Below are 22410 nucleotides of genomic sequence, written 5' to 3'. Positions count from 1 at the left end.
CTGAACTTTCCCTCACCCCAGGAGCCACGCGTATGTTGCAAATTCCTTTTTCCTCCGCCCGTTCCCGCCGCTATTGTGATGGCGTTTCCCGCCGCAGCTTCTTGCAAATCGGCTTTACCGGCCTGGCTAGCCTGGGCTTGCCGGCCATCCTGCGCGCCCAGGAATCCGCCGCCGGCCCGACGACTGTGAATAAGGACACCCGCGTGATTCTGTTTTGGCTGGATGGCGGACCTAGCCATCTGGATTTGTACGATATGAAGCCTCAGGCCCCGTCCGAGTATCGGGGCATTTGGCTGCCGCAAAAGACCAACGTGCCGGGATTTGAAATTAGCGAGTTGCTTCCCGAGCAAGCCAAAGTGGCCGACAAATTTTCGATTATCCGCAGCCTGTATCATGATAATGGCGACCACTTTGCCGCCGCGCACGCCATTTTGACGGGTCGATTCGGAGCGAACGGCCTAGAGACCGCCCCGCGCAATCCTTACTTTGGCGCCGCGGCTTCAAAACTGATTGGCCCGCGCACGGCGGGACTCCCCGCGCATGTCGGCGTCCCCCATGCCGCTAGCGTGGGCCTCAATCCCGGCTACTTTGGATCGAGCTACCTCGGCCCCGAACACCAGCCCTTTACCGCGGGAGATCCCAACCCCGACGGTTACCAAGTCCCCAACCTTTCCGTCCTGCCCGATGTCACCATCGCCCGCCTGCAAGACCGCGAGCACCTGCGCAAATCAATTGACGAGATGCGCCGCGCGGCGGATGCGTCGGCCAACATCGCCGCTCGGGAATCCACGGGCAAGTCAAACCCGCAAGCCGCGCTCGATAAATTTCAACAGCGGGCGTTCGACCTGGTTACCAGTCCCGCCGCCCGCGCGGCCTTTGACATTGCCGCCGAGCCGGACGCCGTCCGCGAACGTTACGGCCGCGACACGCTGGGTCAGTCGGCCTTGCTGGCGCGGCGGCTGGTCGAGGCGGGGGTGACCGTTGTCAGCATCCATTCCGGGGGCTGGGACCATCACTGGGACATCAAGCCCGCATATGAACGGATGATTCCCGCGGTGGATCGGTCTTTTGCCGCGTTGCTAGAGGATCTTGCCCAACGCGGGTTATGGGAAAAAACCCTGGTGCTGCTGTGCGGCGAATTCAGCCGCACGCCCAAGATGAACGATGGCGGAAATGGGGGCGCGCCTGGCAGCATGGGTTCGCCGGGGCGGGATCACTGGGGGAATGCCATGTTTTGCCTGGCGGGAGGGGGCGGCGTGCAAGGAGGCCGAATCATCGGCGCCACCAACTCCCGCGGCGAGCACCCGATCGATCGGCCCGTCACGCCGGGAGACCTGCACGCGACAATCTTTCAGGTCCTGGGCATCGACCCCACGATCAACTTTTTAAACCACAGCGGGCGTCCGATTCCCTTGATCGACAGCGGCAGTCCGATCCGGGAGCTGTTTTAGACTGGCGGGGCGGGGCTGATCCCCCGGGAGATTCCAAAATAGCCACCACAGCGCGAGCAAGATCACTCCGCCGGGGGCGATGGCCTGTACGGCGGGGTGTGTCACGCGCGCCAGGGCGCGTTCTATCTCTCCTAGCCCCAACACAAACAGGCCGCACCACGCGGCCAAGGCCACTCCGTACGACCAGCTCGCTACTCCCCTCCCCCAACCCGCGATCAAGGCCACCGCCGCAAACGGCGCGCAGATCCCCAGTGTCAGTCGTTCCGATCCAGGTCCCAACAGCAGTTGCCAACACGCCCACAGCGCGGTGACGCGTAGTACCATGCTGGCGCGGTTGACGGGGTCATTGGCCCGCTTGGCCCAGTGGAGCGCGGCATAGGCTAATCCCAGGCCCGAGGCGATTTGCAACACCTGATAGGCCGCTGGCACGGGTGTGGCAAATTGTTCCCAGATTGTCCAAAAATCGCGATAGCCGTGCAGGCGGATCTGTTGGCGGCGGTGGAGGAGCATGTCGACATAGCCGACATGCTGTCGCATGACAAAAGCCCAATCACGCGTGAACCACGGCAACGCAGCGAAGGCGGCAAAAAGCGCCGCTAGCCGCCATGCCAACTGTCGGGGAAACGCCGCGACAAACAACAAAAGTAATGCGACAGGCCAAATTTTGATAAAGACGGGCAAAGTCAGCCACAACGCCGCACGCCACCATTGTCGCTGGTAAATCGCGACCGCGGCCAGGCACGCCAGCCCCGCCACCAGGGCATTGGCCTGGCCGGACCACATCCCGCGAAAGCACCCCCACAACGCCAAAAGTTGCAAACATGCCTGTTCGCGCGGGCCCCAACCGGCAAACACAACCGGCAAGAGGCGCTGGTTGAGCGCGCGCAGGCCAGCGTACAGGCTGCACAGGTTGAGCATAGTCCACAAGATGGCGGCCACGCCCGGTGGCCACATCCAGATGAGCGAGTAACAAACAGTGAATGTCGGCGTGTATAAATAATGGATCGTGGTCTCGTAGACAAAAACGTCATCGCTCCACCAACTTGCCGGACCGAACGCATACTCGTCGAGCACGCTGCGCTCATACGGCAACATTCCCAGTCGCGCGCCCAGAACCATGCCCACCAAGCCCCAGGCGCAGAGCGCTAACAGTTGCCAGCGCCGAGAGCTGGCGGTGGTCCCGCAAGGGATGGTTGGTTGCCTCAGACTTGATAAGGTGGCCGCAGTCGCGCTACTCACAGGGGTACCCGGGGAAGATGGCAAACAAGCACCGGCGGAAAAATAACCGCCGTTGGACGACCCGGCCAGGGGGTGGGCAGTCCTTCACAGCGGACAATCGTGACATCCGCCGGTCATTCCCGCGAGAGCAAATGTGCTAGCATAAAAAGAGGGACCGCGCAACCGAGAACCTGCCATCCGCGAGGGGGGATCAAGGCGCGGCGACAATGACCCGCGCATTCAGCCAATCGGCGTGATCAAGAGCCCCTCCCTCTCGCCCATAATCCACCAGCAGGCTTAGTCGTTTTTGTCCGGTCAAATCCACCCGCACGGGCAAAGGGGCATCCCCACCACGCACAATCGGCGTTACCCGCAGCAACCGCCATTCCCCCGTCCCCGCGTCGCCATAGATGCGGCATATCACCTCGCCGCCGCCAGCCGTCGCGTCGTCAATCCCCACTTCGGCGGCAAAAGCCAGGCAATGATCGGGAAGCACATACGTCAAACGCGCCGCGCTGTGCAAACCTAGCCCCTTGACCGCCGCTACTCCGCCGGAGAGCAACGACCCACCCAACACGTTGCGGTCACGCTGGTAATCCCAAGACTGGGTGAGCCAGGGGACATGTTTATAACTGCCGGGCAAATCGCTAAGATACCGCACCCGGGGATGCAGGGGCTGAATGGCACAAAGCGCCGCGGCCGACGCACTCATAAAGCCGCCCTGCTCCAGCGGCAGTTCAAAGCCCGCCGGGGTGGCCCGCGGCAATCCCGCCAAAACCCGCGTGCCATCCGTCAAGCCGATCCAAAATTTCGTTCCCGGCGGGATTTCCGCCAGGTCCGCCGCCGGAGCGGCAAATCGGGACGGGGCAAATTCCACCGCGACCAAATTGACCGTTTCGAGCGCAAGTTCTCCAGCGGCTGTCTGCAAAAAAATCGTACGATCCCGCCAGTCGGTGACCGTGCCGGACTGCACATCACCATTGATAAACCACACCTGATCCTGTTCTATTGGCTTATTTGCCACCAAGACCGAATCACTGGTTTTGGAGGTTATGTCATCCGGCGCGGTAGCGGCGTCACCGCCAGGTTCGGCGGAGGAAGATGAGAATGCCGCGGCGGTATCTGGAACACGCAAGGTGGGATGATGTCGTTGCCAGGTATTCCAGACGTCCGGCTGCCAGATAAACCGGGCAATGGCGCTTTGTGGCAAGTTAATTTCCCCGCCATCCGCCGCCAAGTCCATCCGCACCCGCTGATCCGTCCACTTAACTAAGCTGCCGATGATTCTGCCCCCAGCGCGCAGTTCTACCTGCAATCCCGCGGCGGCGCGGGGCCAACTTCCCCAGCGGTCCAACTCTTCCAGCGGTAACGTGAATGACTCCGCGGGCGCAGCGCTGGCGTTGTTGTCCATGGACAGCGGCGCGAGGGCGCGGGGAGATGGCCCGGATGCCGCGTCAAGTGTCGCGGATTGAAAAGCAAACTCCCCTGCCTCGGAAATTGCCCGCAACCGCACAAAGCGCGTTTGGCCATCGCAGGTCCATAACCAACCGGCGGGACGCGGGGGGGTGGAATCGTCCGCCATAGCCCCGGCGCAAAGCCAATAGCCCGCGACTAACAGTGTCAATAAAAGCGATCCCCCGCGCATCGGCGTTTAGCGTTGAAAAATGGGCAAATAGTTGTTGGGCATTTGCAAGATGATGCACGCCATGGCGGTGCCATACTCGGCGCAAATGGGATCGAGCCAAGAGCCATTTTGCTGCTGGCGATGCAATAGGCCATCGCGGATCGCGGGAAACCAGCGCTCCCAGGACTCTCCCCCGGCCTGCCACATCGCTTGTACGGCATAATAATGCCCATAAAAATAATGCGAATCTTTTTGGTAATTGTCCCCTTTGGGCAAATGGGTCATTAAATACGCCAAACCTTTTTCGATTTCGGGACCTTCGTAGATACCCGCGCTTTGCAGGGCCACCACGCCAGCGGCGGAGCGCGCAAACGCGCTGGTTCCGCCGGTTTGCAGCATATAGACAAAACCGCCATCCGGTTGCTGGCAGCGTTTAACATAATCGACACAACGACGGACCGTCTCGGGCGGGACATGCAACCCGGAATTACGCGCCGCCCGCAACGCCATAATCTGACAGATAGTGACCGAAATGTCGGCATCTTCCCGTTGGGGCTGGTACCGCCAGCCGCCGTCGTTGTTTTGGGTCTGCACAATAAGTTCGACCGCTTTGGCCAACTTGGGACGTAAATCCCCCCGCCGCGTCATGCCAAAACACTCCGCCAAAAACAGCGTGGCAAATCCATGACCATACATCGGTCCGTGGGTCAGCATATCGGGAATGGTGATGAAACCGCTTTCCTCGGTATGTTCCAGCAGAAAGTCCAGACAGCGGTCGATTTGCCCGCCAAAAGGTCCCCGTCCGGGCATGCTCCCCGCGGACAAAAACGCCATCCCGGCCAAGGCGCACACGCCGACATTGCGGCTATAACCACTCGTGCCAAAAGCGCCGTCGTCCTGCTGGCGTTGGGCCAAAAACTTGAGGCCCCGGTCAATTGCGTCCTGCGTTTTGGGCGTGATAAAGAGGATGTCGTCGCCGGTCGCGGAGAGTGAGGCCGCGTCAGGCTCGGGGCCAGCCCAAGCCCGCGATCCTCCCAACTGCGAGGCCCCCCAGGCGGTTAATCCGGATGTCAGGGCCGCGCGTAAGAAGCTTCGTCGAGTTCCGGGGATCATCATGCCACCACGCTTAGGTAAAAAATGTTGAAATCATTCAACAGCGGAATCACGAATCACTGATGCCGATCCGCGCTGGTCACGGCGCTTTACTATAACACAGGTTGGCGGCCCCCCCAAAACATTGTTACCGGGGTGTGACCAAATTTGGCCGCCACTTAACGGGGCGCAGCGGGGTTTTGCATCAATTTGCGAAAGTACTCGCGTAACTGGGGTTCAAAATGAGGCAAAAATTCGTCGCCGGGCCCTTCTAACATTTCCGCCCGCCAGCGTTCCGGTAACTGCCCCCAACTGGATTGCAATAAATCCCGCGGGCTTTGTGCCGCTGGCGCTGGGGGGGATTTGGCGTTCCGATCCACCAATTTTTCGCTTCCCGAAAAGGCGGGAGCCTCGCCAGCGCTCCCTCCCGCAGGGTTTTTCCCCGGGCGCGGCTGTGATGGTTGACGGCTAGCGGAGGGTGACCCCGCCGACCCGCCGGGGGACTGGCAGTTTTGGCATTGACGGCAATTGTTGATCAGCGCGTCGATTTGTTTCAAAATGTCCGCCTGGATTTTTTGCGTGGCGGTGTCCGATTGCTCCCGCGACACCAGTTGTTCCGCGGCCTCCATTTTCCGCATAATTGGCAACAAGGGGTTTTGATCGGGGGGAACGGGGGGGAGCGGCGTCAACGGGGGACGCGTCAGGTCGCCGGGCGCTAATGGCCGGGATGGATCGGGCAACGGGCCTCCCTGGCCAATAACCGGCGCGGGGGGGGTGGTTGTCGGCGGCTCCTCTAACAGTTGTTGGTCTAAATTGACTGTCCCCCCCGACTCTGCGGATTCGGACAGAACGGGAGCTGCCCGGCAAATCCACGCGCGTTCACCCCCTCCTGCCAAAAGGAACGCGCCAAAGAATGTGCTAACCACAATCCGCCGTGGCAATAGGTATAATCGCATGGGAATCCAAGGGGGATAAATTAATGCCACAGCAAATGGCTATTCGGGATTTTCCGGTTCTGGCTGGCCCAACTCAGCCAGCATTTTTCGTAAAAGTTCACGGAGGCGACTTTGTTCCGCCGCTAATTTAGCATACAGAGTTTGTTGAGCCGGAGTCAAATTTTCGCCCGGGACCCGATTTACCTCCAGCTCCATCGTGCGGCGGTTAAGGTCGGCCTGCAACAGACGCAAAACCTGCAATTCCTTGAGCCGCAAAGCTTGCAACAGTTGCTGAGCGGGGGGAAGTGGGTCCGCGCCCGGGGGAGCGGACGCTGCATTAGAAGGAGGCGCGGCGGGGGGGGACTTTGCCGCCGCTGTTAATCCCTGCTGCAGAATTTTTAACTTGGCGATCGCCTCGGATTGCAAGGAAACCGCCGCAGTAAGTGTGGTGGATTGACCTAATTCACGGCTAGCCCCCTGCATCGCCCCGTGCGCCCCGGTCAGGGAATAATGCAAAACCGGTTGGGCCTTTAGCGACAAAGCCAGAACCAAGGTTTCTTGGGCGAGGGAATTTTGCCGATTGGCAAGCTGTGCCAGCGCATCCTGCGTGGCGGAATTCCAGGTTCCGGCATTGGCCCGCACTAATAACTGTTCGCTGCCTAATTGCGCTTCGGTTTGCCGTTGGAGAATGTCCGTGACTAGCCGCAACAGTTCTTGAATTTCCTGCTGTGCGGCGGCGGCTGCGGCGGCTGCGGAATTGCCCGCCTGATTCGCCTGACCGGCGGGAGGATCGCGGTATCGCAGTTGCAATGCCTCGATGAGTTGGGTCAAGACCTGCGTGGCGGTCAATTGCCGGGAAGCGGCGGGACCCAAACGATTTTCTCCTATGGCGGTGGCCGCGGTTTGGAGGAGCACGCTGGGATTTTGCCTGGACCACAGCCGCAGGGCGTATTGCACCGCCTGTTGCGACTGGCGGTCTTCCTTGGTTTCTAACAAGCGCAGCCGGGGGAGCAATTTTTCCAGACGCGCCGCCAAACCTGATTGCCGTTGCTGCAAATCGGCCAAGGCCGCCCGTTGGTCCGGCAAAAGTTCTTCCCACAATTTTCCCAGTGCCGCCGCTGTTTGGGCCTGGACCAATGTGGATAATTCCTGCTGTTCGGCCAAAATCTGTTGTAACTCGGCTTTTACCATCGCCAGGGATGTGGCCTCGGTCCAATTGAGCAGCAAATCCTCCAGCGTGGCGATAATTCTCTGCTGACCCTGCGCGCACGCCAGCAGACTATCCAAGAGTTGGGGTGAACTACTTACGGTGGGAGGTGGATTAGGTTGTCCCCCCGCGGGCGCAAGCTCTCCGGCGGATTTGGCCACCAGGGCTAACTCGCGCTCCACCGTGGGCAAGTCGCGCTCGTGCAACAGCGTAATGGCCGCTAGGAGAGATTCGGCCTGACGGGCGCTCGGTTCGGATTCTTGCCGATTGATATATAACTCTTCCAGCAGGGATCTAAGCTGCGCCGCCACGCCTTCCGACTCCCCCACCAGACTGCGCGTGATTTGAGTTTGCAGTTGGCTGGCAGCCGCCAATCCCGCAATTTGCGCGGGAGTGATGGGGGTGGTGGCGGGCTGGGGTGCATCGTTGGCAAGCGCGGTCCCTTGCCACGCCGAGGCGATATCTTGGCTTTGGCGATGAACCTGCTCCTGCAATTGACGGACGCGCGACAGTTCCGCCAACAGTCCCGTCAGGCGCTGTGCCAGGCGCTGCGCGTATTGCTGGGGAGTGACGACATTCAGGATTCGCGGTGTTGACCGCGTTTCTTGATTGGCATAGTCGCGGGCGGCCAGGGAAAATTCAAATTGATATCCAGGGTGGAGCCGCAACGGCGTCAAATCCCACTCTTCCTCCAGGGGACGCAGTTCCGCTGGAAATTCGCCCCGTGCGATGAGCGCCAATTCATCCGTGGTGGGAGGGGCGGGGACTGCCGGCCCGGCAAAAAACTCCCTCCATTCGGTGGCGGCTCCCGCGCTTAATGATCGTTGAAAATAAATCCCCCAACCGGCAAGCCGCAGGTCGTCGCGCAATGTCCCGCGCAATTTCAGGCGGGCTTGGGGAATGACCAACATTCCCGTTTGAGGGGCGGTCCATTCGATCACCGGGGGTTGATCCACCACCGCCCGGGCTTTCCATAGATTTGTTCCCTGACTGGTTAGTCGATGGCTATCCGTCAGCGTGACCTGATAATCAGCATTTGCCGTTAGTAGCCAGTGCCGGGCCTCTGGTAATTTAGTCGGTGGCAAGGCGGGGCCTTGCCGGGAAACAAACCGTAATCCAGGGGCGTAACCCCCGGACCACGGATTGGAATTCATACCCAAGATCGTCCGCGAGGCTGGTTGAATCCGCATGCCCCGAGAGTCCGCAATGTTTTCCAAAGTGGTCGCGGGAAGCTGCCCGGCCATGATGGTATCGGGCGCATCCTCTGTGGCGGGGGCATCCTCCGCTGGCGGAACTGGCGGGGCGGATTTTTCACCTTCCGGCGGAGAAGAGGGGCCAGGTACCGGGGTAATGGGGGACCCGGGAATTTGCTGGGTGGCGGGGGGGAGCTCAGGACCAAAAAAATCCAACTTGGATGAGCCGAGACGCAAGGGGATACGCGCATCCCCGGTTACCACCACGGCGGAAAGGAGCGGTTGGTCGGCTCGTCCTTGGATTGTGAGTGCCGAACCGGCCAAAGCCACCACTTGCGGACCCGAAGGATAAGCGGGCCAACCGGTATAGGCGGGTGGATGCACGATGATGGTAAAATCTGTAACCCGGGCGGGGTCGATCACGCGGACCGATTGCCAGGGCATGGTGTCGTCATCCCCCCCAAACACGCGAAATTCAAACGGCACCAAAACTTGTTCGCGCCGCACCAGCGCGCTGCCGGGGCGCCAGGGAATCGACTGCGTCTCGGAACGCATCTGGCCGCGCGGAGTTCTCCAGCGATACACAATTTGCAGGTCATCCGGCAAATCCCCTTCTTGATTATAAATGTCCACTTCAAATGCCGAACCACGCACCACCTGATTGACCGGTTGACGCAAGGCCAAGCGATGCGCTCGGGGCCAATCGAGCGCGGACCAGGGAGCCAGCAATCGCTCTGTGGCTAATCGCGTTTCCGTCGGCCACCGCCAACTGATTAACCCCAATAAGGTGAACAGCGCGCAACATCCCGCCATGGCCCGGCGCAAGGGACGATAATCTAGCAGGCTTTTCCACTGAAAATCTTGCAATTCCGCCGCGGTATTTAAGACAACATGCCTCCGCAAGGCGGGGGAACTCCCCTGCTCTGCAGTCTCATCCGCCAATAAAAATTCCACCGCGCTGGTCAACCGGTCGCGATACTTGGGATACTTTTTTTCAATCAGCCGCGCAAGCAACAATGGATCGGCCCCCAGTTGCCTCCAGGCCCGTACTCCCCAAGAACCGACCATGCCCGCCGCCAACAAGGCTAAGAAAAAAAGAATCCAGCGCAGTCCCGCGTCCCGCGGCTGGACCACGGCATCACCCGCGGCCAGCAGTCCCCACAAACCAACCAGGGTGGTCCCCCCCAACACCAAAATCTGCTGGCGGCGGAGCAGGGTTGCCGCTTGGCCCAGGTCGCGGATGTGATCCAGCAAATTCATGGCGTGGTACAACGAATAGGCAACAAGAAAAAATTACATGTCGGTTACATCAACTATTTTAGGTGAAAACCAGGAACTCCTGCCAGAAAAAACTGTTCGCTAGCCAGTGTATTATATCTATAATTTTGTTCACTGTCAAGGGGTGGGCCGGATTTACCCTTGGTCAGGAATTCGCGGTGGGTAGCATCCATTTGATGTTAGATGGGTAATTTGGCGGTTGCCCGGGGTGTCACATGGCACGTTCCAAACGGCACGAATCAATTTGCGCAACTTTAGTATCTGACCACGGCCTCCACCTCCCGCTGGGGAAATAACTCGCTTAACACTTGTTGCGACTGTCGCGCTAACATTTGCAAGTCGCTTCCCACCGCGAGAAACCTCATCCCCTGCTCGGCGCGGGCGAGCGCGGCCGTGGCGGACGTCACATGCATGCCGGTCGGCACGCCCGCTTGTTCACCCAACTTGATGATCCGCGCGAGGGTCGCTTCAAATTCTTCGTTGGAGGGGGGGTGCCCCGCCTCGCCGTGCATTTGCGCGCGCAGGTCGTTTGGTCCGACAAAAATCGCGTCACAACCGGGCAAGGCATAGATCTCAGCGGCTTGGCGCACGCCAGCGGGACTTTCTGTTTGCAAGATCACCAGAATCTCTTCATTAGCGCGGGCAAAATATTCCGCCGGAGGGGCGTTCCAGTTGAGCGCATGCAATCCGCCCCCCACGCTGCGATTTCCTTGCGGGGGATACTTTGCCGCGGCGATCGCGGTTCGGGCTTGCTCGACGGTGTTAACCATCGGCACCACGATCCCCCAGGCGCCGGCATCCAGGGCGCGCTTGATGTAAAAATGCGTCCCTTCGGGAACGCGGCACAAGGGGACGCAACCGGCGTCCGCCACCGTGGCAAACACCTGCGCCGCCCCCTGCCAGTCAATTGGCTGATGCTCTAAATCCAAGGTCAACCAGTCCCAGCCCTGCAGGGCCAAGACCCGCGCGGCGAACCAATCCCCGAGGGAGAGCCAGGTTCCATAGGTCGGCTCCCGGTTTTGTAATTTGTGTTTGACGGGATTGGTGCGCATGGGGAAAATTTGTTAATGAGGCGGGCGATTACGGGTTAAAATCTCGCGGGGAGCTACCAGAATTTGGCACAATTGCCGCGGCTTGGCAAAATCCCTCCCCCCCGCCCCGCCCCTTACAGTACAATGAAAATTACAATTTGCCAAATACGCCGTGTCATCGGTCGAGGGAGCTGATATGCCATCCACATTGTATCAACACAGTAACCGTAACTTTCCATCCCTAGATTTACGCCAGAGGCTGCCAGTTGGGCTGGCTTGGATGGGTCGGTTGCCAGCGCTTTGGATACTCGTCTTTCTGGTCGGTATGACCCTGGGTCATGCCCAAGAACCCCGCGCGGGGGCTCGCAATTCCAAGCGCGTGCCGCCGGGAAAATCCGCTGCGGCCATGGGGACAAATAGCAAAAGCGGAAGCGCAAAGACGGACACCACCAAAGCCGAAGCCGCCAAGCCTGAACAACCACAGGTCGATCCCAACGGTGATGCCGCCGCCAAAGCCGCGCCCGACAAGCCGCCCGCTGATTCCGCGGGATCGCCTCCCGCCAATTCTCCCGCCTCCCCCGAAACCAAGCCCAAGTACACGGACGAAGAGTACCACACCAAAAAAAGCTATGTGTATGGGTTGGACATTGCCCGCGGAATCAAGGCGGATGAAATGGAATTTGACCTCCCCTCGCTGATCAAGGGGCTAACCGATGGCCTGGCCAAGGATTCTAAACCAACGGTTACCGAGCAAGAATACGCCGAACTAATGCTGGCGATCATGGCCGAGGCCCAATATAAAGCGGAGGAAAAGCACAAGCGTCAAAGCGAGGAAAATCAAAAAGCGGCGGAAAAGTTTTTAGCCGAAAATGGCAAGCAGGAAGGCGTGGTCGCGCTTTCCAGCGGTTTGCAGTATAAAGTTCTTAAAACCGGCGATGGACCTGCCCCCACGGCGACGGATAGCGTGCAACTGCACTTGGTCGGCAAGCTTCTCTCGGGCCAGCAATTTATCAATACCTACAGCGCGAGCCAGCCCTCTACCTTGATTGTGGGACGCGTGCTACGCGGACTGCGGGAGGCGCTACTCAACATGAAAAAAGGGGATAAATGGATCGTCTACATTCCCCCGGATCTGGCCTTTGGGTCCAAGGGAAGCCAGGCGGCCCTTCCCGGCCTGCCCGATGTCGGTCCCAATGAATTGGTCATTTACGAAGTTGAATTGTTGGAAATTGAAAAGGAAGTCAAAGAATAGCCGGAGCAAACGCATGAACCCCCACCAAAAAACAAAGTTCCGTGGCGCTACTTCTAACGCTAGGAGTTACGCGGCAGTTCTGAGATTTGTGAATAGTTTCACAACTCGCTGGTTGATCCTGCTCGGCTTGCTCGCGGGGGGAAACGCCGCGCCAAAATGCTTGGCCCAAGCGGCGGGGCCGGGGAGCAAGCCGGATTATACCGCGCTGCGCGCGCGCATGGTCGAGGAAGATCTGGCGGGACAGGGAATCCAAAACGAACGGGTGTTGCAGGCTTTTCGCGATACGCCGCGGCACGAATTTGTCGCCGGCAACCAACGACAATTCGCTTATTTTGACATGGCGATTCCCATTGGCAAATCGCAGACCATCTCGGCCCCCTTTGTGGTGGCCTATATGACCGAACAACTCGATCCCCAGCCCACGGATAAAGTGTTGGAGATCGGCACGGGAAGCGGATTCCAGGCAGCTATCCTTAGCCCCTTGGTCAAAGACGTCTACACCATCGAAATTGTCGAAAGCCTGGGCCAGGGGGCTCAACGAGTGTTGGATCGGTTGAAATACAAAAATGTCCACACAAAGATCGGCGATGGTTTTCAGGGTTGGGCGGAGCATGCCCCCTTTGACAAGATCATTGTCACCTGTTCGCCCGAGGAAGTCCCCGTGCCGCTGGTGGAACAGCTCAAGGAAGGGGGCTTGATGGTGGTTCCGGTGGGTGAGCGCTACCAGCAGGTGCTGTATTTGATGCAAAAAAAAGATGGCAAGCTGGAGCAAAAGCTGCTCCGCCCGACGCTTTTTGTGCCGATGACGGGTAAAGCGGAAAATGAACGCAAAGTCCTGCCCGATCCGGCCAAACCAGAGATTCAAAACAGCAGTTTTGAGGAATTGGCGGGGGACAGCCAGGAACCAGTGGCCTGGTACTATGCGCGGCAAATGAGCGTCATGGAGAATCCCCAAGCTCCCGCGGGAAAGCGATTTATCCGGTTTAGCAATGATGTTCCCGGACGGGGGACGCGGATGATGCAGGGGTTGGCCGTGGATGGCCGCAAGGTCGACGCGCTCGAGTTGTCTTGCCATGTCCAAGCCGAAAATGTAGTCGCGGGAGCGAATAAAGATGAAAAAGCGTGCGTTACTATCACCTTTTTTGACGAAAATCGCGCGCGGGTGGGATACAATTGGATTGGTCCGTTTAGCGGTAGCTTTGCCTGGAAGAAAGAGCGCCTGCGAATCCCCGTTCCCGCACAAGCGCGCGAGGCCCTGGTGCATGTGGGGATGTTCGGAGCGACCGGCACGATCGATTTTGACGCGGTCGAGCTGCGGGCCATCACCGCCCAAGAGCTACGCGCGGAGCAACCAAAATGATCTCGCCTTCGCAACACAAAGTAAAAACACCGTAGGTGGGGACCAGCCGCGATGTGGTAGCACAAAAGAAGAAAATGCCAGGCAGCGCGGTCCCAACACCTAGCTTTTTCCCACGGAACTGTCTTATGTCCCAAGCAATTGTCGATCCCGGCGATGTGCGCCGTTTTGCGGGCCAACTGCGGCATTTTAACACAGAATTGTTGACCCAACTATCGGGCCTCAACAAGCAATTTCAGGCGTTGGGAACAACCTGGCGCGACCAGGAACAACAAAAATTCGCCGCCGAATTCACGCAGCTCATGCAGACCTTTAATCGCTTTGCCCAGCATAGCGAACTCTATGTGCCGTTTTTGATGCGCAAGGCGGAACGGATCGAGGAGTATTTGAATCAGCGCTAGGGGGGACCTGCCGTCGCTTAAATCCCGCCATGGATCACGCGGGTATACTCTACTTCTAAAGGTTTTGACGCGATCCCCATGTCCACCGCCCAAGTACAATCGCTGGACGCCCTGCACGAATTTCGCGCGGCGCTCATCATCTTTCAATCCACCGCGCGGCAGGCGTTGGAAATGCTAGAAACTGAAGCGCGGCAAGGGGTCGATTGGATTTGCAAGGAACAACCCCGACGCTGGAAAAGCGAAAACCGCAAGGCCTGGGACGGCCTGGGCGTGGCCAAGGACAACCTGCGGCAGGCCCGCATTCAGCGGCAACTGTCCGACCATATTCCCGACTGCACCGACGAAAAAAAAGCCCTGGCCCGCGCGGAACAACGGTTAAAGACCACCGAACAAAAGTTAGCCGCGGTGCAGCACTGGGGTCGGGAGGCGCAGCACGCCTGGAACGAATTTCAGGCCCGGTTTGCCCAGACAATATCGCTACTGGATGGAGACTTGCCCCGGGCAATCGCGCAGTTGCAAAAAATCATCGCCCAGGTGGAGGATTACCTGGCGGTCCGCGCGCCGGACATCCCCCCCGTGGCGGCGGTGGATGCCAGCCAGGATGCGCAAATTCCCCCGCCACCAGCGACTTCATCCGCGATTACACAAGTGCCAGCCGACCAATCCTCCCGCGAGCCTGTCGCCGCGGAATCTTCCAATTCCTAAAGCAAGCGTTGTTCCTCCGCCGTTTTATGCCCCAATCCGATTTTCATACTGGCGGTAGTTTACTCGCCCACGCCCTGGAAAATTTGCAGGTCAAATGGCAAGTTTGCCAGGAAACGTGGCGGGATGCCGCCGCGGCCCGCTATGCGGAGGAACATTTGGCGGCATTGCCGCTGAAAATACAAACATTTTTGGATACCACGCAGCGATTGGCTGTATTACTTCAACGTGCGGAGCAAGATTGCCAATAACGGTACTCAGCTCACTCCGTGAGATATTTAAAGTACTCATCGCACTCCGTGAGTTGCTAAAAGTACCCAGCTCACTCCGTGAGATGTAAGTTAGAGCTTTGTCACAGTTAAAGATTTGAGTTAAGCCAATCAGCCGCTGGGCTCTAGTCCACGGTTTTTGCCGCTCCAACCGTGGGCTAGCGCCCTACGGCTCATCCTAAAACGAATCGTTGACAAAGCATGAGTCGATTGATGCAACACTTTTGATTTTTTGATAACGTTGCTTCCACACATTCCGCCCACGGAGTGAGCGGAGTACATTTTACCCCCACGCCCCATTATGTCGTATCGACCACTCACCAGTGATCGGCAAACCGCCGGGACACACTCGAGTAGTGGCACGCCGCCCACAATAGACCCACGGACGCCTTTGCCGGCCGAGCCAATGTTAAAAGTTTTGGCCGCGGACGTCGATCAAGAAGATTCCCTGGCCCTAGGCGGGCTTTTATCCAACTTTGGACAGCAATGGGAGCTTTTGGATTCTCCCGATCCCGCAAGTCCCCTGGCGGGCACGGCGCTTCGCCACTGGTGGCGGGCGTTTCGCGCGGCGTGGAATCAGCGACGGGCCGATGAACGATTGCTGGCCGAACTATCCGCCAAAATAGAGACCCTGGAACGGGACTATGCCACGGCCACCCGCCGCGGCCAAGAGCAGTTGCGGCAACAACTTGATTCCAGCCAGCGGCAACAGGCCGAACAACTGCAACTATTGGCTCAAGAGGAATCGCGCTTACGCCAAAAACTGGATCAAGAGCGCCGTCATGCCGAGGAGGATTTGCGCAGCGAACAGCAGTTGGCGGTTAATGATTCGGAGCGCCGACTGCAGCATGACACTTGGGAAGTTCGCTCCATTTACGAGGGGACCTCTCCCACGCCGCGGATTCGCTATCATCAGGCCCTGGGACAGATCGAAGCCCAGGTTCAGCAACAGGGAGCGCTCTTTGACCAGGCCGCGCGCTACTTGCAAGCCGCGGGATTGCACGCGTGGGCAGGTGAACTGGAATCAGCCGCGCGGCAATCGTCCCCCAACGACCCGGCCGCGCCGGTGGAACAAATTCTCGCTGAAAGCGATGCCGAGCACGCCCCGCCCGATCATCCCGCTGTTAACGATAATGCCGCCGAGCCAGCCACTCCCCCCCGCTCTGTCGCCGAATGCCAGGAAGCCTTTCGCGCGGCCTTGTCCGGCACCTTGACCGCGGGCCAAAAGCTGCGTGCTGATTGGAGAATCAAACTACTGCAGGGACCATGGCCCATCCTGTTCACCCTCTTGCCGGGAGTGCTACTGGCGGCCTGCACCTGGTGGTGGATGGGCCAGCCCGCCACGCTAGCCGCCGCGACTCCCCTGGCGATTTCCCTGGGGATTGGCCTGGCCGCGGGCTTGGCGGGAACCATTTGGCACAAGCTGCGGGTGCGCGGCCAACTGTCCACGGAAATTTCCGCCTGGAAAAGTTTGCGCGCGCGGGAACTGGACGCGGCGACGGAATTAGCCCAGCATGCGCTGCGTTTGATGCAGCGAGAAAAGCGCAACTTGCGGGAAAAACTGGCTCGCGACTTGCACGGCTGCGAGGAAAAATTTCGCCAGCGAAGCATGGAATTGCAGGCCCGGCAGTTAGCGCAGACACGGCAATTGACCCAAACTTACTCTGATAAATATGGGGAATTATCGCAAGATTTTCAGGAACGGCGGGAAGAGATTAACAAAAAGTTTCAGCCGGTGTTCGCGGCGATCCAGCGCGCCGCCGAGCGCGACCAAGCCACGACCGCCCAAGCTTTTCAGACAGAATTGGCGGAGAACCGCGCTCGTCGCCGACAAGTCCAGCAAATGCTGGCGGAACGGTGGACGGCGGAAGTGGCTGAATTACGCGCCGCGGAGGCGGCTTGGCGCGCGCATGACGCCCGGCTGTACCCTGATTGGGACGATCCCTGCTGGGAACAGTGGCTCCCCTCGACCGTTGCGCCGCGCGGCGTTCCCTTTGGCCAACTGACCATCGAACATGACTCGGTGGCCGGTTCCGCGACACTCCCCGCCGATGCTGCGGCCCCATCGTCCGGCCAAAACCTCACCCAGCCTTGGCCCGACCGCTGGACCATACCCGCGGTGCTGGATTTTCCCCGCCGCAGTTCGCTGGTTATTCTAGCCCAGGACGAAGGGCGCGACGCCGGTTTGCAACTCTTGCAGGCGTTGATGCTTCGTCTGCTACTCAGTATTCCCCCGGCTAAATCGCGGTTTACCATTATCGACCCCGTGGGCCTGGGCAAGAACTTTGCCGGCATGATGCATCTGGCTGATTATGATGACACGCTGGTCACCAATCGCATTTGGACCGAACCCCTGCATATTGAGCAGCGGCTGACCGACCTGAGCGAGCAGATCGAAACCATCATTCAAAAATACCTCCGCAACGAATTTGCCAGCATCGACGCCTACAATCTGGCGGCGGGGGAAGTGGCCGAACCGTTTCGATTTTTGGTGGTGGCCAATTTTCCGCGTAACTTTACCGAAGCCGCCGCGCGGCGGCTGCAAAGCATCGCCGCCAGCGGTCCGCGCTGCGGCGTGTTTGTGCTGCTTCTGGCCGATACGCGGCAAAACTTGCCTAGCGGTTTTCAATTGGAGGATTTGGCGGCGGTGGCGGAAACACTGGTTTGGAAGGATGGAGAGTTTCATTACGCCGACCGCGATTTTGGCCAATTCGCGCTTGCACCGCTGGACTTGCCCCCGGAGGAAATGATCACCCGCCTGGTCCACGCCGCCGGGCATGCCGCGCGCGATGGGCGGCGGGTGGAGGTCCCGTTCCATATGATCGCACCCCCCGCCGAGCAATTTTGGCGGGGAAGCACGCGGGGCGGGATCGAGATTCCCTTGGGACGCGCAGGCGCGCGCAAACGCCAGGCCCTCAAGCTGGGTTCCGGCACCTCGCAGCATGTGCTCATGGCGGGCAAGACCGGCTCCGGCAAATCAACCTTGTTGCACGCAATCATCGTCAATGCCTGTTTGACGTTTTCTCCCGACGAGTTGGAGGTTTACCTGATTGACTTTAAAAAAGGGGTCGAGTTCAAAGATTACGCCCAATACCGCTTGCCGCACGCGCGGGTGGTCGCCATCGAAAGCGAGCGGGAGTTTGGCCTGAGCGCGCTAGCGCGGCTAGATGCCGAGATGCAGGCCCGGGGGGAACTATTTCGCAAATATGGCAAACAGGACATTCAGGGTTACCGCGGGCTCCCCGACCAGCCCGCCCTGCCGCGTATTTTGTTATTGATTGACGAATTTCAAGAATTCTTTACCGAGGATGACCGCGTATCGCAACAGGCGACATTGCTCCTCGACCGGCTGGTGCGGCAAGGGCGGGCGTTTGGCATCCATTTGCTGTTGGGTTCGCAAACACTGGGGGGGGCGTTTACACTCGCCCGCAGCACGATCAGCCAGATGGGAGTGCGGATCGCCTTGCAATGCAGCGAGAGCGACGCCGACTTGATCCTCAGCGACGACAACTCCGCCGCGCGGCTGCTCAATCGTCCCGGCGAGGCAATTTACAATGACGCGAATGGCCGGCTCGAAGGGAACAGCCCATTTCAGGTGGCCTGGCTCAGCGAGGTCGAGCGCGAGGATTATCTGCGACAATTGCGCGAAATGGCTGATGCCGCGCTAGCCGAGAAATCTTTAACCTCCCCCGCTTCCGCCCCTCCCGCGGAGAGCGCCGGGCGCGACCAGTATGCCGTGGCTGATTGGCCAACGCGGCGACAAGTGATTTTTGAGGGAAGCGCGCCTGCCAATCTCGAGGAAAACCGCCTACTGGCCCGCGCGCTGGCGATTCGCGGTTTAAATCAGCCCGCTACCGCTAACCCAGTTGCAACCCCACTCCAGCGGGAAATTGAGTTATTCCTGGGAGATCCGGTCAGCATCAAGGATCCCACCACCGCCCCCCTCCGGCGACAGGCGGGGGGGAATATGCTGCTCTTGGGCCAAGAAGCGGACCGTTCGGCCGATCTCTTGGCGGCGGTGCTGGTCAGTCTGGCGGCGCGGGGATTTTACGCAGGGCCCGCGGTGACCCCCGAATTAAGCGCGGATGACGCATTAACCAGTGACAAAGACTCCACCAGTGCCAAACTCGACGCAGGCGACGCGGGGGATTTTTCCGCTACTCCAGCTTCTGCGCCACTCCCCGGCGGGGTATGGATTCTCGAGGGGCGCGCCAACGAGACTGCGTTTGCGCATCCGGATGAACCCACATTGGCGCAGCTCGCCCGGCAATTGCGGCTACCCACGGTCATCCTGGGCAAGCGCGATCTGGCGGAGCGGCTCGGCGCTTTGGCGGCGGAAGTAGAACGCCGTGCCACTCAGCATGACGATAGCGCGCCGGCGATAGTGCTAGTGATTTACAACCTCAGCCGTTTTCGCGATCTGCGGCGGGACGAAAATGATTACGGTTATTCCTTTGGGAGCGAGGCCGCGGCGGTCTCGCCGGACAAAAACTGGGCCAAAATTCTCCGTGAAGGGCCCGCCGTCGGCGTGCATACGCTAGTCTGGTGCGACACCCTGGCCAATGTGCTCCGTTCCGTGGACCGGGCCACCCTGCGCGAATTTGACCTGCGGGTGCTCTTTCAAATGAATCCCAGCGATAGCAGCCAATTGGTCGACAGCCCCGCCGCCAGCAAGCTCGGTCGGCACTTTGCCCTCTTTTCCCATGAAGAGACCGGCCAACTAGAAAAATTCCGCCCTTATGCCTGGCCCCGCGCCGAGTGGCTGGACGAGATTATTTCCACCGGCAACGACGCAGATTCCCTTTAGCGGCCCGCCAGGGGGACCGCGCTTTCCGGGGACAACGCCGCGGCTTTCGTTTGTTGTTCGGCAATCGAAAACTTCAGGGCGCTTTCGCCAAATTGTCCACTAAACTGGTCCGTCACAATCAGTTTGAGCGAGTATTCGCCGGGATTTAGATTTTCCGGCAATTTGATAAAGTACGACACAAAATAGTCGCGGCGGCGATTTTGGCAGATTTCCTCTGCCAAGATGAGATCCCGTTCGACCACGCGCTGCCCCACGCCATCTAACACCTGGTACTTGGCGGCGAATTTGGTGTGAAAGCCCCGCTCGTGCTCGCTGGTGGTAAAATGATCCAGCTCCGCATACAGCAGCAAATCTTGCCCCGGTTTAAAGACCTCTTTGGCAAACCGCGTGAACGTGCCAAAGCCCTTGATCTCGGTGCAAAACTGCAAATTGCGGACGATCAGGCCCGCGCTTTGGCCAAGTTGCTCGGCGGCGTTGCGGAGGTGCTCCGCCGCCAGCGACAACCTCCGCGGGGCGCTGGCCTGGGGCTGTTGGGCCAAAAGCGCCGCCAATCCGCTGACTTGCAGATTGAGAAATTCCTGCTGCTGCGGGTTTAGCCCCGTGATCGGCTCGAGCGCGGCGTCGGTCTGACCGGCCAAGGCCTGGAGCAACCGCACGCGCATCAGCTCGCGCTGATTGGGCGCGCCGGACAGATTACCTTGTCCCCGCTGAATACCGGTCTCGAGCGCGGATAGCGCCGCCAAGAGCGCGGCCTCGGGCGAATCCGGGGGGGACGCCGCGGCGACCGTGGCGGCGGGTATAGTCCGGGGGGAAACATGGGTGCTTTCAGGGTCGGGTAACTCCGCCGGCACGTTGAGCGCCAAGGTTGCCGCGCTATTAACGGACTGGAGGGGAGCGGCGGTGTTGACGGGAGGGGTAGGGGCGGCTGCGGGATTGGCGAAAGGGGCATTTGCGCTAACCGCGGTAACTTGTGGTTGTCGGTCCGCGGCAATGTGACTTTCATCCTGGGTGGGAAGGTTGGTTTGTTGCGATATTTCTTCCGCCGTGGCCCGGGGAGCACGGGAGGGAGCGCGGGGGACGGCTGGCTCCCGCCGCGCGGTTAAGGTTCGTAAATAGATCGCCCGATACGCCGGGTCGGTCGCTTCGATCGCCGATAATAAATCCGCTCGTTCGCCCGGATCGCTGATCCCCGCCTTGTCCAAGGCCCGCAAATATTCCGCCTGCGCCGCGGCGGATAATGGCGTGTGGGCGTTCTGGCCGGTGGGCGAAGAAGTAACGGCCTCGATGGGATTGTCGTTGACTGTATTCCGGGCCGGGACACGCGAACTTCTGCTAGAACCACTGCTGTCGGGGAGGGTGTCAATCCGCTCGACCGCGCGTTCGTTTTCCGTTATTGGTGTTGCCCGCAAGGGGGCCGCATCATCCCCAGCGCGCTGTTGCGGAGGGTCTTCGGCGATCACTTCCACACGGGGGCGGGGTTGTTGGTTAGGGCCATCGCTGATTTTTTCCCTGCCGCCCGCATACGGAAACGCCGCTAGCTCTGCCGAAGTATCGCTGCGCAGCGGAGCGCACCCCCAGAATGGCGCAAAAAACGCCAGCAGCAACAACCGCCAGCCAAGCCGACAGGGCAATTGCGCAAACCGCGGGGGACGGGGGCGAAAATCCGACACGCAAATACCTTTCCCAAAAATACGTCGGGAAGAGCTATTCTCTGGAGCAATGAAAGGCCGCAAATCATAAAGTCCAGCGGAATTTACAACAAGAGGAGCTGACAGCGAGCAACCGTGGCTAGGCGTGCCACTTGCTAGCTGGTACAATCCTACCCAGTTTAACTTTTGTATCCGTCAGTTATTCCCGTTTCTCCTTATTGGTCACTGGCACTGGCCTCGCGGTGGACCAATTGCCAACATGTTATCCCGCAGGAGCGAACTATTGTGAGCAGTGACACGCTGGCACAACACCCGGCCATGCCTGATTTACCCCGCTTTCACGGCAGCTGGTCCCACCGGCATTTACTGGACCTGGAAAGTCTCTCCGCGGCGGAGTTGACGCATTTGTTGGATTTGGCCGCGGCGCTTAAGGGGGCCACCCACAATTGCCGCCAAAAATTGCCCCTTCTCACCGGCAAAACGGTCGCCAACCTCTTTTTTGAAAATTCCACCCGCACCCGCACTTCATTTGAGATAGCCGGCAAAAGGCTTGGAATGGACGTGATAAATATTTCTGCTTCCACCTCCTCAAGCTCTAAGGGGGAGTCTCTTATTGATACGGTGAAAACCTTAAATGCAATGAGCTCTGATGCTATAGTTATCAGGCATGCGGATAGCGGTTCTGCAGAGTTGGTTGCGGCTCACGTATCGGCTCACGTAATAAATGCAGGGGACGGAGCGCATGAACACCCCACGCAAGCCTTGCTTGATGCGCTCACAATTCGTCACGCCAAGAAAAGAATTGATGGACTTGTGATTGCGATATGTGGCGATGTTTTGCACAGCAGGGTTGCTCGCTCTAATATTATATTGCTTAAGAAGATGGGGGCAGAAGTTCGCCTTGTTGCGCCTTCAACCTTAATGCCGGCCGCCCCAAAATCATT

General features: G+C 59.3%; 15 protein-coding genes. 8 read left to right on the top strand and 7 right to left on the bottom strand.

The window, feature by feature from the left end; all coding sequences use genetic code 11:
• The first annotated feature begins 32 nt into the window (after nucleotides 1-32).
• Entirely contained in the window at nucleotides 33-1451 is a 1419-nt protein-coding gene (locus tag SFX18_11575; protein ID MDX1963787.1) for a DUF1501 domain-containing protein, read from the top strand.
• Here SFX18_11575 and SFX18_11570 read toward each other — a convergent pair.
• The 6 genes from SFX18_11570 to SFX18_11545 all read right to left on the bottom strand — a co-directional run bounded on the left by SFX18_11570 (nucleotide 1386) and on the right by SFX18_11545 (nucleotide 11050).
• Entirely contained in the window at nucleotides 1386-2690 is a 1305-nt protein-coding gene (locus SFX18_11570) for a glycosyltransferase family 87 protein (protein MDX1963786.1), read from the bottom strand. The genes SFX18_11575 and SFX18_11570 overlap by 66 nt on opposite strands.
• A 190-nt stretch (nucleotides 2691-2880) precedes the next feature.
• Nucleotides 2881-4293, bottom strand: coding sequence for an NPCBM/NEW2 domain-containing protein (locus SFX18_11565; protein MDX1963785.1), 1413 nt, complete (start codon nucleotides 4291-4293; stop codon nucleotides 2881-2883).
• Nucleotides 4294-4320: 27 nt separating this feature from the next.
• Nucleotides 4321-5409, bottom strand: coding sequence for a prenyltransferase/squalene oxidase repeat-containing protein (locus SFX18_11560; GenBank protein MDX1963784.1), 1089 nt, complete (start codon nucleotides 5407-5409; stop codon nucleotides 4321-4323).
• Between the two features lie 155 nt (nucleotides 5410-5564).
• A complete protein-coding gene (locus SFX18_11555) occupies nucleotides 5565-6341 on the bottom strand; it encodes a hypothetical protein (GenBank protein MDX1963783.1) in 777 nt (258 codons plus the stop codon).
• A gap of 39 nt (nucleotides 6342-6380) precedes the next feature.
• Nucleotides 6381-9980: a hypothetical protein gene (locus SFX18_11550; GenBank protein ID MDX1963782.1), complete on the bottom strand. Its 3600-nt coding sequence runs from the start codon at nucleotides 9978-9980 to the stop codon at nucleotides 6381-6383.
• Nucleotides 9981-10252: 272 nt separating this feature from the next.
• The gene (locus tag SFX18_11545; GenBank protein MDX1963781.1) at nucleotides 10253-11050 is read right to left on the bottom strand and encodes an aldolase/citrate lyase family protein; all 798 of its coding nucleotides are present in this window, start codon (nucleotides 11048-11050) and stop codon (nucleotides 10253-10255) included.
• A 259-nt stretch (nucleotides 11051-11309) separates the two neighbouring features.
• Here SFX18_11545 and SFX18_11540 point away from each other — a divergent pair, with 259 nt between their 5' ends.
• From SFX18_11540 to SFX18_11515, 6 genes are all read left to right on the top strand, one after another.
• Nucleotides 11310-12281: an FKBP-type peptidyl-prolyl cis-trans isomerase N-terminal domain-containing protein gene (locus SFX18_11540; GenBank protein ID MDX1963780.1), complete on the top strand. Its 972-nt coding sequence runs from the start codon at nucleotides 11310-11312 to the stop codon at nucleotides 12279-12281.
• A gap of 88 nt (nucleotides 12282-12369) precedes the next feature.
• Entirely contained in the window at nucleotides 12370-13641 is a 1272-nt protein-coding gene (locus SFX18_11535) for a protein-L-isoaspartate(D-aspartate) O-methyltransferase (GenBank protein ID MDX1963779.1), read from the top strand.
• 125 nt (nucleotides 13642-13766) lie between these two features.
• Nucleotides 13767-14039, top strand: a complete 273-nt coding sequence (locus SFX18_11530; GenBank protein MDX1963778.1) for a WXG100 family type VII secretion target — start codon at nucleotides 13767-13769, stop codon at nucleotides 14037-14039.
• A gap of 78 nt (nucleotides 14040-14117) precedes the next feature.
• Nucleotides 14118-14744, top strand: a complete 627-nt coding sequence (locus tag SFX18_11525) for a hypothetical protein (GenBank protein ID MDX1963777.1) — start codon at nucleotides 14118-14120, stop codon at nucleotides 14742-14744.
• A gap of 26 nt (nucleotides 14745-14770) precedes the next feature.
• Complete coding sequence (locus SFX18_11520; protein MDX1963776.1) at nucleotides 14771-14992, top strand: hypothetical protein; 222 nt, start codon at nucleotides 14771-14773, stop codon at nucleotides 14990-14992.
• A 319-nt stretch (nucleotides 14993-15311) separates the two neighbouring features.
• On the top strand, nucleotides 15312-19817 hold the full coding sequence (locus tag SFX18_11515) for an FtsK/SpoIIIE domain-containing protein (protein ID MDX1963775.1): 4506 nt from the start codon (nucleotides 15312-15314) through the stop codon (nucleotides 19815-19817).
• On the opposite strand, the gene SFX18_11510 is transcribed toward SFX18_11515, so the two are convergent.
• Nucleotides 19814-21487, bottom strand: coding sequence for a hypothetical protein (locus tag SFX18_11510; protein MDX1963774.1), 1674 nt, complete (start codon nucleotides 21485-21487; stop codon nucleotides 19814-19816). The genes SFX18_11515 and SFX18_11510 overlap by 4 nt on opposite strands.
• A 297-nt stretch (nucleotides 21488-21784) precedes the next feature.
• Between SFX18_11510 and SFX18_11505 the strand changes: the two genes are divergently transcribed.
• Nucleotides 21785-22410 (top strand): aspartate carbamoyltransferase catalytic subunit (locus SFX18_11505; GenBank protein ID MDX1963773.1); only part of this gene is annotated, 626 nt, incomplete at its 3' end.

This window comes from Pirellulales bacterium (genome assembly GCA_033762255.1).
GTDB lineage: Bacteria > Planctomycetota > Planctomycetia > Pirellulales > JALHPA01 > JANRLT01.
This window is presented reverse-complemented; position numbering and strand designations above follow the sequence as displayed.

Excerpts from the sequence above, each read along its gene's own strand:
- SFX18_11515 (MDX1963775.1), top strand. The coding sequence starts at position 15,312 with ATGTCGTATCGACCACTCACCAGTGATCGGCAAACCGCCGGGACACAC.
- SFX18_11520 (MDX1963776.1), top strand. The coding sequence starts at position 14,771 with ATGCCCCAATCCGATTTTCATACTGGCGGTAGTTTACTCGCCCACGCC.
- SFX18_11540 (MDX1963780.1), top strand. The coding sequence starts at position 11,310 with ATGGGTCGGTTGCCAGCGCTTTGGATACTCGTCTTTCTGGTCGGTATG.
- SFX18_11550 (MDX1963782.1), bottom strand. The coding sequence starts at position 9,980 with ATGAATTTGCTGGATCACATCCGCGACCTGGGCCAAGCGGCAACCCTG.
- SFX18_11530 (MDX1963778.1), top strand. The coding sequence starts at position 13,767 with ATGTCCCAAGCAATTGTCGATCCCGGCGATGTGCGCCGTTTTGCGGGC.
- SFX18_11555 (MDX1963783.1), bottom strand. The coding sequence starts at position 6,341 with ATGCGATTATACCTATTGCCACGGCGGATTGTGGTTAGCACATTCTTT.
- SFX18_11560 (MDX1963784.1), bottom strand. The coding sequence starts at position 5,409 with ATGATGATCCCCGGAACTCGACGAAGCTTCTTACGCGCGGCCCTGACA.
- SFX18_11575 (MDX1963787.1), top strand. The coding sequence starts at position 33 with ATGTTGCAAATTCCTTTTTCCTCCGCCCGTTCCCGCCGCTATTGTGAT.
- SFX18_11545 (MDX1963781.1), bottom strand. The coding sequence starts at position 11,050 with ATGCGCACCAATCCCGTCAAACACAAATTACAAAACCGGGAGCCGACC.
- SFX18_11525 (MDX1963777.1), top strand. The coding sequence starts at position 14,118 with ATGTCCACCGCCCAAGTACAATCGCTGGACGCCCTGCACGAATTTCGC.